General features: G+C 53.1%; 14 protein-coding genes and 1 pseudogene. 9 read left to right on the forward strand and 6 right to left on the reverse strand.

All coding sequences use genetic code 11. The features are described 5' to 3' along the window. Positions 1 to 96: 96 nt before the first annotated feature. Positions 97 to 282: pseudogene (locus tag J1784_RS27000) on the forward strand (T6SS immunity protein Tli3 family protein); the annotation flags it as partial. Positions 283 to 285: 3 nt separating this feature from the next. Next, positions 286 to 678 (forward strand): hypothetical protein, encoded by a 393-nt coding sequence (locus tag J1784_RS15865; RefSeq protein ID WP_217150048.1) that lies wholly within the window; start codon positions 286 to 288, stop codon positions 676 to 678. Between the two features lie 82 nt (positions 679 to 760). Here the strand turns inward: J1784_RS15865 and exbD are convergent, their stop codons facing one another. Continuing rightward, positions 761 to 1,195, reverse strand: a complete 435-nt coding sequence (gene exbD, locus J1784_RS15870; protein ID WP_217150049.1) for a TonB system transport protein ExbD — start codon at positions 1,193 to 1,195, stop codon at positions 761 to 763. A gap of 9 nt (positions 1,196 to 1,204) precedes the next feature. After that, complete coding sequence (gene exbB, locus J1784_RS15875) at positions 1,205 to 2,131, reverse strand: tol-pal system-associated acyl-CoA thioesterase (RefSeq protein WP_238485561.1); 927 nt, start codon at positions 2,129 to 2,131, stop codon at positions 1,205 to 1,207. Between the two features lie 512 nt (positions 2,132 to 2,643). Here exbB and J1784_RS15880 point away from each other — a divergent pair. The 5 genes from J1784_RS15880 to J1784_RS15900 all read left to right on the forward strand — a co-directional run bounded on the left by J1784_RS15880 (position 2,644) and on the right by J1784_RS15900 (position 7,754). After that, positions 2,644 to 3,621, forward strand: a complete 978-nt coding sequence (locus J1784_RS15880; RefSeq protein ID WP_217150051.1) for a TRAP transporter substrate-binding protein — start codon at positions 2,644 to 2,646, stop codon at positions 3,619 to 3,621. A gap of 56 nt (positions 3,622 to 3,677) precedes the next feature. Next, on the forward strand, positions 3,678 to 4,190 hold the full coding sequence (locus J1784_RS15885) for a TRAP transporter small permease (RefSeq protein ID WP_217150052.1): 513 nt from the start codon (positions 3,678 to 3,680) through the stop codon (positions 4,188 to 4,190). A gap of 13 nt (positions 4,191 to 4,203) precedes the next feature. After that, a complete protein-coding gene (locus J1784_RS15890) occupies positions 4,204 to 5,496 on the forward strand; it encodes a TRAP transporter large permease (RefSeq protein WP_217150053.1) in 1,293 nt (430 codons plus the stop codon). Positions 5,497 to 5,686: 190 nt separating this feature from the next. Further along, the gene (gene metC, locus J1784_RS15895) at positions 5,687 to 6,880 is read left to right on the forward strand and encodes a cystathionine beta-lyase (protein WP_217150054.1); all 1,194 of its coding nucleotides are present in this window, start codon (positions 5,687 to 5,689) and stop codon (positions 6,878 to 6,880) included. A gap of 214 nt (positions 6,881 to 7,094) precedes the next feature. Beyond that, entirely contained in the window at positions 7,095 to 7,754 is a 660-nt protein-coding gene (locus J1784_RS15900) for a DedA family protein (protein WP_120508432.1), read from the forward strand. 21 nt (positions 7,755 to 7,775) lie between these two features. On the opposite strand, the gene J1784_RS15905 is transcribed toward J1784_RS15900, so the two are convergent. Further along, the gene (locus J1784_RS15905; protein WP_217150199.1) at positions 7,776 to 8,711 is read right to left on the reverse strand and encodes an AraC family transcriptional regulator; all 936 of its coding nucleotides are present in this window, start codon (positions 8,709 to 8,711) and stop codon (positions 7,776 to 7,778) included. Between the two features lie 306 nt (positions 8,712 to 9,017). Between J1784_RS15905 and ahr the strand changes: the two genes are divergently transcribed. Both ahr and dkgA read left to right on the forward strand, forming a co-directional pair. Further along, on the forward strand, positions 9,018 to 10,058 hold the full coding sequence (gene ahr, locus J1784_RS15910) for an NADPH-dependent aldehyde reductase Ahr (protein WP_217150055.1): 1,041 nt from the start codon (positions 9,018 to 9,020) through the stop codon (positions 10,056 to 10,058). A gap of 127 nt (positions 10,059 to 10,185) precedes the next feature. Continuing rightward, a complete protein-coding gene (gene dkgA, locus J1784_RS15915) occupies positions 10,186 to 11,010 on the forward strand; it encodes a 2,5-didehydrogluconate reductase DkgA (RefSeq protein WP_120508435.1) in 825 nt (274 codons plus the stop codon). 65 nt (positions 11,011 to 11,075) lie between these two features. On the opposite strand, the gene ftsP is transcribed toward dkgA, so the two are convergent. The 3 genes from ftsP to parC all read right to left on the reverse strand — a co-directional run bounded on the left by ftsP (position 11,076) and on the right by parC (position 15,801). Next, the gene (gene ftsP, locus J1784_RS15920; protein WP_217150056.1) at positions 11,076 to 12,491 is read right to left on the reverse strand and encodes a cell division protein FtsP; all 1,416 of its coding nucleotides are present in this window, start codon (positions 12,489 to 12,491) and stop codon (positions 11,076 to 11,078) included. A gap of 80 nt (positions 12,492 to 12,571) precedes the next feature. After that, positions 12,572 to 13,309, reverse strand: coding sequence for a 1-acylglycerol-3-phosphate O-acyltransferase (locus J1784_RS15925; protein ID WP_217150057.1), 738 nt, complete (start codon positions 13,307 to 13,309; stop codon positions 12,572 to 12,574). Positions 13,310 to 13,527: 218 nt separating this feature from the next. Next, positions 13,528 to 15,801: a DNA topoisomerase IV subunit A gene (gene parC, locus J1784_RS15930; RefSeq protein WP_217150058.1), complete on the reverse strand. Its 2,274-nt coding sequence runs from the start codon at positions 15,799 to 15,801 to the stop codon at positions 13,528 to 13,530. Between the last annotated feature and the right edge of the window lie 58 nt (positions 15,802 to 15,859).

The following is a 15,859-nucleotide window of genomic DNA, read 5'->3' on the forward strand; positions in this document are numbered from 1 at the left end:
CAAAGAAATGGAGTATGCCGATCCAAAACTGGCGGCTGGCGATGAGTCGTTTTATTATCGAGTTCGGTGACCGCCTGAGCGCTCACCTTTAATACGATGGCAGTTACACAGAATTATTTACAGGGTCGTAATATTCACTCACAGGTGGCAAGCCAGTTCTATCGAATTTTCACACGAAAATATATTCATCCTTCGGAACGTTATATCGCAGTTCCTGGGTGGGATACATTCACAAGCGCTTTCTTAGTATCAAAAAACTATGGTCAGACCTGGCAGGTAGCGCCTATGTCCCCGGGACCTAATGAGCCTAACGGAGATAACGTTCCTTCTTACGAAGATGTCATGTCCTTCACCGTGGTTAACGACCAGGGTTTCTTACAAACAAAACACAGCCTCTATACCTCATCAAAGCCTTTTGAAGACCCGCGCATTCTTCCCGGTGGGCCGGGTATTCCTTACACATTGGAAGATGGGACAGTTCAGACTGTAGAACCCAGTGCACCTGGCTGGGCCTGGGGAATGGTTTACATGACCAAACTAGGACTTAGCCATAGTACTTCGCAATTCAAAACCAACTGGCAGGATTTACCTGATCACTTGCCCGAAGTGAAAAACTATCAGGGATGGGATCATATGCGCTGCGATATGGATGCGGGCAAAGTTGCGAAGAAACTGTAGACGGTAATCGGGCAAAGCTATTTTCAAGAAAGCAAAAAGGCCAGCAGCGCTGGCCTTTTATGTACTTCGGAGCTGACAAAACCTACTGCGCCGCGGCGGCACCGGTTTGTTCGGCGCCGACCAGTCCGACTTTCAGGTAACCGGCTTTACGCAGGTTATCCATCACTTTCATCAGCGTTTCGTAATCCACCGTCTTATCCGCCCGGAAGAAAATCGTACTCTGCTTGTTGCCCTGAGTACGTTGATCCAGCATCTCGGTCAGATTGTCGCTATTCACTGGCGTATCACCAAGGAAAAGCTGTTTATCTGCTTTCACCGACAGGAAAATCGGTTTCTCCGGACGCGGCTGTGGTTTCGCCGTGGAGGCCGGTAAATCCACCCGCACATCTACGGTCGCCAGCGGTGCAGCCACCATGAAGATGATCAGCAGCACCAGCATCACGTCGATGAAAGGCGTGACGTTGATGTCATGCATTTCACCGCTTTCGTCGATATCGTCGTTTAACCGAATAGCCATAATCTGCTCTTACCCTACGCGTAACTGACCTGTCTGACCGCGTGGCGCATCGCCTTCGCTGGCAGCCAGATCCAAATCACGACCCTGCAGCAGAATAATCTGCGCAGCCACATCGCCAACCTGATGACGGTAAGACGTAATGGTACGGGCGAAAATATTGTAGATAACCACCGCAGGAATAGCGGCAATCAGACCTACAGCAGTCGCCAGCAGGGCTTCTGCGATACCCGGCGCCACGACGGCCAGGTTAGTAGTCTGCGTCTGCGCGATACCGATGAAGCTGTTCATGATGCCCCAGACAGTACCGAACAGACCGACGAACGGAGAAATTGCCCCGATGGTCGCCAGAATACCGTTGCCACGTCCCATGTAACGGCCAGCGGCGCTGACGCGGCGCTCAAGGCGGAAGCCGGTACGCTCTTTGATGCCGTTGTTGTCGGTGGAACCGGCAGACAATTCGAGTTCGTTCTGTGCATCGCGGATCATCTGCGCGCTGATGCTACTGGCAGCGAAGCTTTCGGCTTGTTCAGCGGCTTCGTCCAGCGTACGGACGGAAGACAGCGCATCAAACTCACGGCGCATGCGGCGCTTACCGGTGAATACTTCTGCGCCTTTGCTGAACAGCAACGCCCAGGTCACCACGGAGGCCAGCAGCAGGCCGATCATAACGGTTTTCACCACGATATCCGCGTGATGATACATGCCCATAACAGACAAATCGGTTGGAATGACAGGGGTCGCTTCGGCAGGTACCGGTTGCATAACCGGTGCGGACGTTGCATCACCAGTGGCCGGTGCAGGATTGTCAGCCGTTGCCGGTTGAGCTGCCGCAGAAGTGACGGCTTGTCCAGCCGGCGTCGCAGGCGCAGCCATGGCGTTGCCGCTCAGACCAGCAACCAACATTAACGACATCAGTAATGAGGTCGCCTCTTTCATCTTATTGCGAGCCGTTTTCACGCGTCGCCTCCAGCCAGAATCAGTGTGTAGAAGGAATGAATAACGCCGAATGATATCAAAGAAAAAGGTCTAATTGATAGTCGTTCTCATTATTATTTACATTGTCGCGTCTTGAGGCTGCCGTGTCATTGACAGATGACAAGGTTTTTCGTGTTTGTACAAGAGATGAACAATTTAACCTTCATCACACTTTCTATAAAAATCATACAGAAAATCAATCATCTGAGCTTCATTACCCAAGTCAAAACAATGTTTTAAATATTAAGTAACAGCTTTTTACATTTGTTATGAGTTTGTGATAACGCTCAAATACCGCGCAGTAAAAAATAGGATAAGGTGCTTCCACAGGCAAAGACCGTTCAACGGCATGCACTGTATCCCTATAATTTAAAAGCTTATTTAGATTTTTTCAAAATGAACCTGCTACGTCTATCCGGTTCGATACTTGCTCTCATTTATTTTCCCTTACTGAGTACCCTGGAGACAAACTGATGAAAATGCAAAAAGCACTTCTCAGCCTTTGCCTGAGTTCCGCGACCCTATTATTTACTCACAGCCTGTCCGCACAAACGCTGAAAGCTGCCGACGTGCATCCGCAAGGTTATCCGAACGTCGTCGCCGTTCAGCACATGGGCGAAAAGCTGCAAAAGCAAACTGACGGACGCCTCGAAATTAAAACTTTCCCTGGCGGTGTTCTGGGGGATGAAAAGCAGGAAATTGAGCAGGCACAGCTCGGCGCGCTGGACATCATTCGTGTATCAATGACGCCGGTCGCTTCGATTTTGCCGGAAATAAACGTCTTCACCCTGCCCTACATATTCCGCGACGAAGACCACATGCACAAAGTGCTTGATGGTCAGATCGGTAAAGAGATCGGTGACAAGATCACTAACAATCCGAATTCCCGGCTGGTGTTCCTCGGCTGGATGGATGGCGGCACGCGTAATCTGATTACCAAAGAGCCGGTGGTGAAACCGGAAGATCTGCACGGCATGAAAATCCGCGTGCAGGGCAGCCCGATTGCATTAGCAACGCTGAAAGCCATGGGCGCAAACCCGGTAGCGATGGGTGTCAGTGAAGTGTTCAGCGGCATGCAAACAGGCGTTATCGATGGCACCGAAAACAACCCGCCGACGTTTGTCGCCCACAACTATCTGCCGGTGGTGAAAAACTACACCTATAGCCGCCACTTTATTATTCCTGAGTTGTTCCTGTATTCAAAAGTGAAATGGGACAAGCTGAAACCCGAAGATCAGCAGTTAATCCTCAAACTGGCGAAAGAAGCGCAGGATGAGCAGCGCGAACTGTGGAAAACTTATAACGAGAAAGCGCTGGCGACAATGAAAGCAGGCGGCGTGAAATTCTATGAGATCGACCCTGCGACCTATGTCAAAGCCACGCAATCTGTCCGTGATGAATTCGGCAAAGACCATCAGGAACTGATGCAACAAATCGCTGACGTTAAGTAAAGCCTGATAACGGCAGCCTGCGGGCTGCCTCTTTCCGCTATTTCGCCGGGGGATTTATGGTTTCGAGTTATCACACCCTGATGGACATTCTTTACCGCTGCGCGATGTGGCTTGCCGGAATTGCGTTGCTGCTGATGGTGGCGGTGATCCCGGTCGGGATCTTCGCCCGTTACGTGATGAACAGCGCCCTTTCATGGCCTGAGCCTATCGCCATTCTGTGCATGGTGACCTTCACCTTTATCGGTGCCGCCGTAAGTTACCGCGCGGGTTCGCATATTGTGGTTGCGATGGTCACTGACCGTTTGCCACCTGCCTTGAAAAAATTCGCCGCGCTGCTTTCTGACCTGATGATGCTGGCGATAAGCGTATTTATTTTCTGGTACAGCCTGCAATTGTGCAGTGAGCTCTGGCAACAGCCGGTGGCGGAATTCCCGCTACTGACCGCCGGACAAACCTATCTGCCGTTGCCGGTAGGTTCTGCGCTGACGCTGTTATTCATCATTGAGCAGATCATTGCCGGACCGCAGCATCAGCGTCCTGTGGTGATGCTGGGCAATTCTGACGCCTGACCGGGAGCCTGATATGGATGCCGTAATTTTGCTGTTAACGCTGGCTGTCATGCTGGCGATTGGCGTACCGGTCGCCTATGCCGTCGGGCTGAGTGCACTGGCGGGGGCCTGGTGGATTGATCTGCCATTCGAAGCACTGATGATCCAACTGACCAACGGCGTGAACAAGTTTTCACTGCTGGCGATCCCGTTCTTTATTCTGGCGGGTGCGATCATGGCGGAAGGAGGGATCGCCCGCCGGCTGGTCAGTTTTGCCTACATATTTGTCGGATTTATTCGCGGCGGACTGTCGCTGGTCAACATTGTGGCCTCGACCTTTTTCGGTGCGATTTCCGGTTCTTCGGTTGCAGATACCGCGTCAATTGGTTCGGTGATGATCCCGGAAATGGAGAAGAAAGGTTATCCGCGTGACTTTGCAGCGGCGGTGACCGCCAGCGGTTCGGTGCAGGCGATCCTGACGCCACCAAGCCATAACTCGGTGATTTATTCACTGGCAACCGGCGGTACGGTGTCGATTGCCGCTCTGTTCATCGCCGGTATTCTGCCTGGTTTACTGCTCAGTCTGACACTGATGGTGATGTGCGTAGTGTTCGCCCACAAGCGCGGCTATCCGAAAGGCGAACGCGTGCCGTTCCGTCAGGCGCTGAAGATTTTCATCGACACGCTGTGGGGGCTGATGACCGTCGTCATCATCATGGGCGGTATTCTCAGCGGGATATTTACCGCAACGGAATCCGCGGCGATTGCCTGCTTATGGTCGTTCTTCGTTACCATGTTTATCTACCGCGATTACAAGTGGAACGAACTGCCGAAACTGATGTACCGCACGGTCAAAACCGTCAGTATCGTGATGATCCTGATTGGCTTTGCCGCCAGTTTTGGCGCGGTAATGACCTATATGCAGTTACCGATGCGCATCACCGAATTCTTCACCTCGATCTCCGACAACAAGTACGTGATCCTCATGTGTATCAACATCATGCTGCTGGTGATCGGCACGCTGATGGATATGGCACCGATCATTCTGATCCTGACACCGGTGCTGTTACCCGTGGTGTTATCGCTCGGCATAGATCCGGTACATTTCGGTATGATCATGCTGGTGAATCTGGGGATCGGGCTTATTACCCCGCCGGTCGGCTCGGTGCTGTTTGTCGCCAGTGCAGTCAGTAAACAGAGCATCGAAAAAGTGGTTAAAGCCATGATGCCGTTCTACTGCGTGCTGTTCGTGGTGCTGATGCTGGTGACCTATATCCCGACTATTTCGCTGTTCCTGCCCAAACTCTTCGGCGTCTATACCGGCTGACGCCAGGCCATATTTCTCCCTTGCCCGTCGTGATGACGGGCTTTTTTTATGTGTGAAACGGGCACGGTTGGCTGAAATTTTTTCATTCATCCCCCAAAAGCCTGATCCCATAAATTCATCATGTTAAGTTAATGAGATATCAGCGGATGCCAGAATGCGCCGCGCAACCTAACAGGGTGAAATACGGATTATGTCGTCTAAAAAAATTGAAACTGCGCTGGTCAGCGCCGGACGGGACAAGAAGTTCACGCAAGGCTCAGTGAATGCGGTGATCCAGCGTGCGTCATCTCTGGTGTTTGAAACCGTGGCGGATAAAAAACATGCTACCGCCAATCGCGCCAATGGCGAGCTGTTTTACGGACGTCGCGGCACTCTTACGCATTTCTCGCTGCAACAGGCGATGGTCGAGCTGGAAGGCGGCGCGGGCTGCGCGCTGTATCCCTGTGGCGCGGCGGCAGTCAGCAATGCCGTGCTGTCATTCGTCAGCAGCGGTGACCACATTCTGGTGGCCGGTTCTGCTTACGAACCGACACAAGATTTCTGCGAAAAAGTGCTGAAGAAACTCGGCGTTTCCACCACCTATTTTCCGGCCAATATCGGCGCTGAACTGGGCTTACTGATGCAACCGGACACCAAAGTGGTGTTCCTCGAATCGCCGGGTTCTATCACCATGGAAGTCCCTGACATTCCGGCGATGGTGAAGGCCGTGCGTGCGGTTAATCCCGATGTTGTCATTATGATCGACAACACCTGGGCGGCGGGCATCCTGTTTAAAGCGCTGGAATTTGATATCGATATTTCGATTCAGGCAGGCACCAAATATATCGTCGGGCATTCCGATGCGATGATTGGCACCGCCGTTTCTAATGAACGTTGCTGGGCGCAGTTGCGCGAACATTCTTATCTGATGGGGCAAATGGTCGATGCCGATACGGCATATGTCGCGAGTCGCGGATTGCGCACGATGGGCGTGCGCCTGAGACAACATGCCGAAAGCAGTATCCGCATTGCGCAGTGGCTGGCGGAGCGCCCGGAGGTAGCAGCAGTAAATCATCCGGCATTGCCCGCAAGCAAAGGGCATGAATTCTGGAAGCGGGACTTCACCGGCAGCTGCGGCCTGTTCTCTTTCGTGCTGAAACAGCGCCTGAGCAAACAGCAGCTGTCTGACTATCTCGACCACTTCGAACATTTCAGCATGGCGTATTCGTGGGGCGGCTTCGAATCGCTGGTTCTGGCCAATCAGCCGGAAGAGATTCAGGCTATCCGACCGGCGGAAACCGTCGATTTTACCGGCACGTTGGTGCGTCTGCATATCGGGCTGGAAAACTGTGACGATCTGATTGCCGATCTTTCAACGGCTTTTGAACGGATAAACGCTTCCTGAACCACGGAGATTGCGACATGCCGCGCAGATCGGTAAGGTAACCGGCGGATATTCATTCGCGAAATGATAATAATCTGTAAGCTCTCTATAGCTCCGGGTGACTGATGCCGGAGCCTTCTGTCTTTTTTACAGTGTCCTCAGATCAACATATCCGTCGATGATCCGCGCTACACTGGCAAGCGACAGTTTTCAATGAACAGAAACAGGACAGAATATGGCAGTGCTTTGCGACATTTTTCATGCGCTCTGGCAGCATGATTTCAGTATGCTCGCCGACCCGAATCTTCTCTGGGTCATTTATGCCGTTCTGTTTGCCACGCTGTTTCTTGAAAACGGCTTACTGCCCGCCTCTTTCCTGCCCGGTGACAGCCTGCTGCTGCTGACCGGGGCGCTTATCGCCAAAGGCGTGATGAGCTTTATCCCTACACTGATTATTCTGGTCACTGCGGCGAGTCTGGGTTGCTGGCTGAGCTATATTCAGGGGCGGTGGCTCGGCCACACCAAACTGGTCAAAGGCTGGCTGTTGCAGCTTCCGGCGCATTATCACCAGCGCGCGCATCAGATGTTTATTCAGCACGGGTTGATGGCGTTGCTGGTCGGGCGTTTTCTGGCTTTTGTGCGGACGCTATTGCCGACAATGGCGGGAATATCCGGCCTGAACAATGCCCGCTTTCAGTTCTTTAACTGGCTGAGCGCGATATTGTGGGTAGGGGTAGTGATTTCTCTGGGCTTCGCACTGAGCCACATTCCGATAGTGAAACGCCATGAAGATCAGGTCATGGCGGGGCTGATGATTTTACCGGTTCTGTTGCTGGTCGTCGGTCTGGCCGGTGCGCTGCTGGTTATCTGGAAGAAACGTAAATGCCGTTTCTGAAACCTTTCAGAACAGACCGTTTCAGGCCTTAAATGCCACATCCGCTAGCGCCAGAACACCAGAACTCCCTTCACGCAGACGCGCCATCTCGTCACTCGGCGTGACACCAAAATAGCGTTTGAACTCCCGGCTGAACTGGGACGCACTTTCATATCCCACCTGTAACGCCGCCACGCTGGCTTTCACGCCATCATAAATCATCAATGTACGTGCGCGGTGCAGACGATAGGTTTTCAGATATTGTAACGGCGAGGTGCTGGTCACTGCTTTGAAGTTATGGTGAAACGCCGAAATACTCATGTTCACTTCACTGGCCAGCGTTTCCACGCTGAGATTATCGGCGTACTGCGCCTCAATCCGGCGCAGTGATTTGGCAATCTGGCTGAAATGCGTATGACGGTTAACCAGCGCCTGGAGCGCCCCGCCATTCTCACTGGTCAGAATAAAGAACAAAATTTCGCGGATAATTTTCGGCCCCAGAATGCGGGCGTGCAGCGGTTTATCCATGACATCCAGCAGCCGCTCGGTCGCACAGAGAATATCGCCATCCAGCACGCCGGAATTAATGCCTGTAGAGGATTCTTTCTGACGCACCACGCTTTCGTCGCCCATATCCATCAGCAAATCCTGCAACATCAGGTTATCAATGCTGATCTGGATACCGGCCAGTGGCTCTTCGGGGCTGCTGAAGGTTTCACATTCGAAAGGCAGTGGCACGGTCAGCATCAGATAATTGTGCGGATCGTAAGAGAAAGTTTTCTTGCCCAGATAACCGACTTTTCTCCCCTGAAAAAGGATCACAATGCCGGGATTGTACAACACCGGCTGGCGCGGATGGTAACGCGTGGTGTACATCAGCGTCACCTGCGGAACCGCCGACGGCACGAGGTTTTTGTCTCCGCTGAGTTGTGCAACTCTGGCCGCCATACGGGCGCACAGGCTGTTCACGTTTTCCATCATTCCGCTCCACATATTCATTAATCTGGCACTGATTCTGCCATAACCCCCTACGTTCCTACAGAGACAAGCAGAAACAGGCAAGACTCTGGCAGAAATGGGCATCATGCCGCTGCCAATTTTCTCTTACAGTTAATGTCGCCTTCCGCAGGGGGACACACCTGCATAAACGCGATGAACTGCTAGTCTGTATGAACGCACTTTTCATTCGCAAATCATGATCGGCGTTCCGGTCATCGGTTATATATTCTGATAACTCCTTATTTTTACTCATTATTCATCTAACCCGATAGTTCGGAGGATTGTATGTCTGCACCTGTTGCTGCTGAAAACACCTTTAACGCCTGGGCCGCTACCGGCCCGAACCAGCCACTCGGAGCGTTTGCTTTCGACGCAGGCCCGATTGGGGATGAAGAAATCGAAGTCGCCATTGATTACTGCGGCGTCTGCCATTCCGATTTATCCATGCTGAATAACGACTGGGGCATTACCCAATATCCGTTTGTACCGGGCCATGAAGTGGTCGGGAAAATCGTCAAAATTGGTAATCATGCGCAGAACAAAGGGCTGAAAGTCGGCCAGATTGTGGGCGTAGGTTGGAACCGTGGCAGCTGTATGCATTGTCATCCGTGTATATCCGGCGATCAGCATCTTTGTCATGACGTAGAAGCCACCATCATCGGCCATCACGGCGGTTTCGCGGACAAAATTCGCAGCCACTGGGCGTGGGCTATTCCGTTGCCGGAAGGCGTTGATATCACCAGCGCCGGTCCGTTGTTCTGCGGCGGTATCACCGTCTTTAACCCGCTGTTGCAGTTTAGCGTGCTGCCGACTCATCGCGTTGGCGTGATCGGCATCGGTGGTTTAGGTCACATGGCGCTGCGCTTCCTGAACGCCTGGGGCTGCGAAGTCACCGCGTTTACGTCTTCGCTGGCAAAACGTGACGAAGCTATCTCACTCGGCGCGCACCGCGTTATCGCCACCCGTGACAGCGATGAGCTGAAGAAAATCGCCGGTCAGCTGGACTTCATAATGGTGACAGCCAATGCCTCGCTGGACTGGGACGCCATTATCGGCGCACTGGCACCTAAAGGCCGCCTGCACTTTGTCGGCGTGGTGCCGGAAGCGGTACCGTTGCATGTTATGGCGCTTATCAGCAAACAGGCTGAAGTGTCCGGCTCACCGACCGGCTCACCTTCACGTCTGGCCGACATGCTGGCGTTCTGCGCCCGCCATGACATCACGCCGCAGGTTGAGCATTTCCCGCTGAGCAAAATAAATGATGCCGTGGAGCATCTGCACGAAGGGAAAGCGCGCTACCGCGTGGTGCTGGATATGAACGCTTAAGCCTCTTTCCTGTCTGAATATAAGTAGCCTGCTCAGCAAGATGCCGTTTCGTTTACTAGACTTAACGTCAATCCCTACACAGTGCCCGTGCTTTGCGGCGGGCACTTTGCCCTGAAAGGAGAAACTCATGGCAACGCAACCCATCATAAAACTTCACGATGGCAATCTGATGCCTCAGTTAGGACTTGGCGTATGGAAAGCCAGTAATCAGGAAGCCACCAGCGCAGTCAAAACGGCGATTGAAACCGGTTATCGCCATATTGATACAGCGGCGATTTACAAGAATGAGGAAGGCGTCGGCGAAGCGATTGCGGCCAATCTGGTTCCCCGTGAAGAGCTGTTTATCACCACCAAGTTGTGGAACGACGATCAGTTAAACGCTCCACAGGCGCTGGAAACCAGTCTTAAAAAACTGAGAACCGATTATGTCGATCTCTATCTCATTCACTGGCCGCAGCCGGCTCAGGGGCATTATGTGGATGCCTGGAAAGCCCTGCTGAAACTGAAAGAAGAAGGTCTGGCGAAAAGCATCGGGGTATGTAATTTCCCGCTGCAGCATTTGCAGAAGCTGAAAGATGAAACCGGCATTTTCCCGGTGGTGAATCAGATTGAGCTTCACCCGCTGATGCAACAGCGCCAGCTGCACGCATGGAACGCCACGCACACCATTGCGACTGAATCCTGGAGTCCGCTGGCACAAGGCGGCGAAGGCGTGTTTGATCAGCCACTGATCCAGAAACTGGCCGAGAAATATGACAAGACGCCTGCGCAGATTGTCATCCGCTGGCATCTGGATAACGGCCTGATTGTTATCCCGAAATCCGTGACGCCAAAACGCATCCGCGAAAACTTCGACGTGTTTGATTTCAAACTGGAGAAGGAAGAACTGGCGGAAGTCACCAAGCTGGATAAAGAGCACCGTCTGGGCCCGGATCCGGAAAAAGGTCTGTAAGCCGTTTCAGATTGCAGAAAAACAAAAACCCGCCCAGGCGGGTTTTTTTATTGCGCGATAAACGCTTACACCGAAGGCTGCACCAGCATATTGGCCGCAGAACCGCGATCGGCCAGTTCCAGTGCGCCACTGCGGTAAACGAACGGGAAGTGCTCATAGGAAGGCTGGTTAAAATACACCAGCAGCTCGACGTCTCCGTCCACCCACACTGTGTCTTTGAATCCGGCATCCTCCACCAGCGGTGCGGCGCCATTGACGCTTTTCACAAGGAAGGAAACGCCTTCAACATGGAACGTCTGCGGCATATCTGCATGCACCGTCCAGCGTTCCCACGTGCCTTGCTGCGCGGTGAGGTCAATACGGTTAATGTCCCACAACGCGCCGTTAATCCCAGGATCACTGTCACCCAGACGCAAGTCGCGGGTGCGGACAACGTTACCGGTGAGGATTTGATCCGCCAGTAACCGCATCGGCAGATTATCCGTCACCAGCGGCAGCAGGCCGGTCGGTTTCAGGGTCAGCACGATAGTTGATACCAGAATGCTTGAAGGCTCGAACAGGCCGCGCAGTCTGTCCATCACGCCTGCGGCTTCACCGGCAGTAATCGAGACTTCCTCGCCCTGTGACATATCCACCAGCACTTCGCGGCGTTCGCCCGGACCAAGAGAGAGACGTTTCACCGTCATCGGCGCAGGCAGGAAACCGAGATCAGAACCCACGACGTGGAATGCGCGATTATCGGTCATGCTCAGTTCGTAACGGCGCGCATTCGACGCATTCAGTAAACGCAGACGAACCCAGCCACGCGAAACTTCTACGAACGGGCTCTGTACGCCATTGACCAGCATGGTATCGCCAAAGAATCCGCCGGAAGCCGGAGTGTCATATTGCGGTACGCCGAAACCATCCAGCCGCTTGTCCTGAATGATAATCGGGAAATCATCCACGCCGTAGTGATTCGGTAATGGCAGGCTCTTGCTGACTTCATCCTCAACAATCCACATCCCCGCCAAGCCGTTATAGACGTGCGGCGCCATGCGGTTTGGCGTGTTAGCGTGATACCAGCAGGTAGCCGCTGCCTGACGAATAGGCAATACCGGAGACCAGTCAACGCCCGGCTGCATCAGACGCGCAGCGCCGCCGGTTAAGGTGCCCGGTTCAAGCAGACCGCTGACGGTCATTGATACAGGTTCTGCCAGACGGTTGCTGTAAATCAGTTTGACGTCATCACCGCTGTGTACTTTGACCGTCGGGCCAAGATACATGCCATTGATGCCCCAGACAGGCGCTTTTGCGCCACCCAGGAATGACCAGTGAGCAGCCTGCAAAGTCAGAAACAGCGGTTGTCCACGGCGCGATTCGAGCAGCGGTGGAACAGGCAATGCGGGTTGCGAACCACTCGCTTCTGCTTTTAATGGCAGAGCACCTGCGGCAAGAGCCACGCCGGAGGCTTGCAGGAACGAGCGACGACTGAGTGACATATTTTCTCCATGAAAACAAATCTAGAGCTGTTAGCCCCACCGCCATCAATGGCAGCGGGAAAAGTGGTATCAACTGAATTTTATTTTTTTGCAGCAGCTTCGCGTTGGGCGACTTCGGCATCCAGTTCGGCAATTTTGTCCGCCATGATCTGACGACAATGCTCGGACAGTTCGCGCAGGCGCTCTTTGGTATAACCGCTGGTGTCGATTGGTGGAAGCATTTCGACAATCACCAGACCGTTTGACCAGCGATTTAACTTTACCTTGTTGCTGGTATTCGATACGCAAATCGGCACAATCGGCACGCCGGCCGCAATGGCAGCATGGAAAGCGCCAGTTTTAAAAGGCATCAGGCCACGGCCACGGCTGCGGGTGCCTTCCGGGAACATCCAGATCGACAGATTCTTTTTCTTAATCTGGGTCACTACCTGAGAAATCGTACCGTGGGCTTTGGCGCGATTATCACGGTCAATCAGCAGGTTGCCCGTCAGCCAGTAAAGCTGACCAAAGAACGGGATCCAGGCCAGGCTTTTCTTGCCCACGGTCACCGTTCTTGGCATGACAACGGACGACGCCGTCACCATGTCGTAATTGTTCTGATGGTTGGCAATATAAATACAGTTGCCGTTATTCACGGCTTCTGCAGGAATACGTTTTTCAACACGAAGGCCAAATACCGGTGCCAGACGACCAAACAGCTTACCGAAAGTCGACACATGTTTCGGGTTTCGCGGACTGAAAAGACAATAAATACAACCAAAAACAGAGACCAGAATCGAGTAAACCACCACGATAATCAGACGCAAAATAAATAACATAACATCCTCTTAAAACTACAGCCGAAGCCGGTAAGAAACCTGTGCAGTTTCGCTCCCTGTGAGGTGAACTATTCTCAAGCCTCATTCAGCAGGGCACAACGGTTTTATTGATACAAATGTAAAATCTTTGCACTGCACAACAGTCTCAGGCCCCTGCTTTCCCTCAAAAAGAGTTCAGGGCACAAATGTGCCCTGACTTTATGGGGTCAACAGCGGTCTTATTCTTCGCTGTCACCACCTGGGGTACGTGCAGGCGCATCGACCTCTACCCGGTCGATACGTTGCAGGCCGCGTGGCAGAAGGGTTCCCTTGCGGCCACGTTCAGCGCGGAATTTCTGCAAATCTTCGGGACGCAGAACCAGCTTACGTTTGCCCACGTGCAGGATAATCGACGTTTGCGGTGCTAACACCAGCAGCCATTGTAGTTTATCTTCGCCACTTGCTGCCTGCGCAGAAGGGATTGAAACAATTTTGTTACCTTTGCCCTTCGACAGTTGCGGCAAATCAGCCACCGGGAACATCAGCATACGGCCCGCGGCAGTGATCGACAGCAACATGTCATCAGCGCCATGAAGCTCCATTGGCGCGAAGGCTTTCGCATTTTCCGGCAGGGAGATCATCGCTTTACCGGCACGGTTTCTGGCCACTAAATCGTTGAAGGTACAAACGAAACCATAACCCGCATCAGAAGCCATCAGTAACTTTTGATCGTCAGCAGCCATCAGCACGTGTTCAATGGTCGCGCCCGGCGGCGGCGTCAGTTTACCGGTCAGCGGTTCACCCTGACCGCGCGCCGATGGCAGCGTGGTGGGATCAAGCGCATAACTGCGGCCTGTGGAGTCCATAAACACCACAGGCTGATTGCTCTTGCCTTTCGCTGCGGCACGGAAACTGTCACCGGCTTTGTAGCTCAGACCGGAAGCATCGATATCATGACCTTTAGCGCTGCGCACCCAGCCTGATTCGGACAACACAATCGTGACCGGCTCGGACGGAATGAAATCGTGCTCACTCATCGCCTTAGCTTCTTCACGTTCAGTGATTGGCGAACGGCGCTCATCACCAAAGGATTCGGCATCGGCCTGAATTTCTTTGCGGATTAGCGTGCTGAGTTTACGTTCAGAAGCCAGAAGCGCCTGCAACTGATCGCGTTCTTTCGCCAGTTCATCCTGCTCGCCACGAATTTTGGTTTCTTCGAGTTTCGCCAAATGACGTAATTTCAACTCGAGGATTGCTTCTGCCTGAGTGTCTGACAGCTCGAAACGTTGCATCAGCACCGGTTTCGGCTCGTCTTCAGTACGGATGATGTGAATGACTTCATCAATATTGAGGAACGCCGTCAGCAAACCTTCGAGGATATGCAGGCGTTTCAGGACTTTATCGAGGCGGTAGTTCAGACGACGGCGTACAGTATCGCGACGGTAAGCCAGCCATTCCGTCAGAATTTCCAGCAGCCCTTTCACCTGCGGACGGTGATCGAGGCCGATCATATTCATGTTGATGCGGTAGCTGCGTTCCAGATCGGTGGTCGCAAACAGGTGATTCATCACCTGATCAAGATCGATACGATTCGAGCGCGGTACCACCACCAGACGGGTCGGGTTCTCGTGATCGGATTCATCACGCAGATCTTCGACCATCGGCAGCTTTTTGGCACGCATCTGGTTGGCAATTTGTTCCAGCACTTTGGCGCCGGAAACCTGATGCGGTAATGCGGTGATCACCGCACTGCCGTCTTCTTTATGCCAGACCGCACGCATACGCACCGAGCCTTTGCCCGATTCGTACATTTTGCGGATTTCATTGCGTGGCGTAATGATTTCGGCTTCGGTCGGGAAATCTGGCCCCTGAACGAATTCCAGCAAATCTTCCAGCGAGCTGTTCGGTTTTTCCAGCAGCGCGACCGCAGCGGCGGCCACTTCACGGATGTTATGCGGCGGAATATCCGTCGCCATCCCGACTGCAATACCGGTGGTGCCGTTGAGCAGAATATTCGGCAGACGCGCAGGCAGCATTTTCGGCTCCTGCATGGTGCCGTCAAAGTTCGGCACGTAATCGACCGTTCCCTGCCCTAACTCACGTAACAGAACGTCGGCATATTTCGACAGTCGCGATTCGGTATAACGCATCGCGGCGAAGGATTTCGGATCATCCGGCGCGCCCCAGTTCCCCTGTCCGTCAACCAGCGGATAACGGTAAGAGAATGGCTGCGCCATCAGCACCATGGCTTCGTAACAGGCGCTGTCGCCGTGCGGATGGTATTTACCCAGCACGTCACCGACGGTACGCGCGGATTTTTTGAATTTGGCGTTATTACTCAGGCCGAGCTCGGACATCGCATAAATAATACGGCGCTGTACCGGCTTGAGCCCGTCACCGATAAACGGCAGCGCGCGGTCCATGATGACGTACATGGAATAGTTGAGATAGGCGTTCTCAGTAAACGTGTGCAGTGCTAAACGCTCTGTTCCGTCATGAGTCATTTCGCTCATTGATGTTTAATCCTCAGACCCGTGGCGTTATCGTTTTGGAAATTAAGGAAGCTTGCAC

Origin of the sequence: Rahnella ecdela, from assembly GCF_019049625.1 — a bacterium.
GTDB lineage: Bacteria > Pseudomonadota > Gammaproteobacteria > Enterobacterales > Enterobacteriaceae > Rahnella > Rahnella ecdela.

Excerpts from the sequence above, each read along its gene's own strand:
- parC (WP_217150058.1), bottom strand. The coding sequence starts at position 15,801 with ATGAGCGAAATGACTCATGACGGAACAGAGCGTTTAGCACTGCACACG.
- J1784_RS15885 (WP_217150052.1), top strand. The coding sequence starts at position 3,678 with ATGGTTTCGAGTTATCACACCCTGATGGACATTCTTTACCGCTGCGCG.
- J1784_RS15905 (WP_217150199.1), bottom strand. The coding sequence starts at position 8,711 with ATGGAAAACGTGAACAGCCTGTGCGCCCGTATGGCGGCCAGAGTTGCA.
- ahr (WP_217150055.1), top strand. The coding sequence starts at position 9,018 with ATGTCTGCACCTGTTGCTGCTGAAAACACCTTTAACGCCTGGGCCGCT.
- metC (WP_217150054.1), top strand. The coding sequence starts at position 5,687 with ATGTCGTCTAAAAAAATTGAAACTGCGCTGGTCAGCGCCGGACGGGAC.
- J1784_RS15865 (WP_217150048.1), top strand. The coding sequence starts at position 286 with ATGTCCCCGGGACCTAATGAGCCTAACGGAGATAACGTTCCTTCTTAC.
- exbB (WP_238485561.1), bottom strand. The coding sequence starts at position 2,131 with ATGAAAGAGGCGACCTCATTACTGATGTCGTTAATGTTGGTTGCTGGT.
- J1784_RS15925 (WP_217150057.1), bottom strand. The coding sequence starts at position 13,309 with ATGTTATTTATTTTGCGTCTGATTATCGTGGTGGTTTACTCGATTCTG.
- J1784_RS15890 (WP_217150053.1), top strand. The coding sequence starts at position 4,204 with ATGGATGCCGTAATTTTGCTGTTAACGCTGGCTGTCATGCTGGCGATT.
- J1784_RS15900 (WP_120508432.1), top strand. The coding sequence starts at position 7,095 with ATGGCAGTGCTTTGCGACATTTTTCATGCGCTCTGGCAGCATGATTTC.
- J1784_RS15880 (WP_217150051.1), top strand. The coding sequence starts at position 2,644 with ATGAAAATGCAAAAAGCACTTCTCAGCCTTTGCCTGAGTTCCGCGACC.
- exbD (WP_217150049.1), bottom strand. The coding sequence starts at position 1,195 with ATGGCTATTCGGTTAAACGACGATATCGACGAAAGCGGTGAAATGCAT.
- dkgA (WP_120508435.1), top strand. The coding sequence starts at position 10,186 with ATGGCAACGCAACCCATCATAAAACTTCACGATGGCAATCTGATGCCT.
- ftsP (WP_217150056.1), bottom strand. The coding sequence starts at position 12,491 with ATGTCACTCAGTCGTCGCTCGTTCCTGCAAGCCTCCGGCGTGGCTCTT.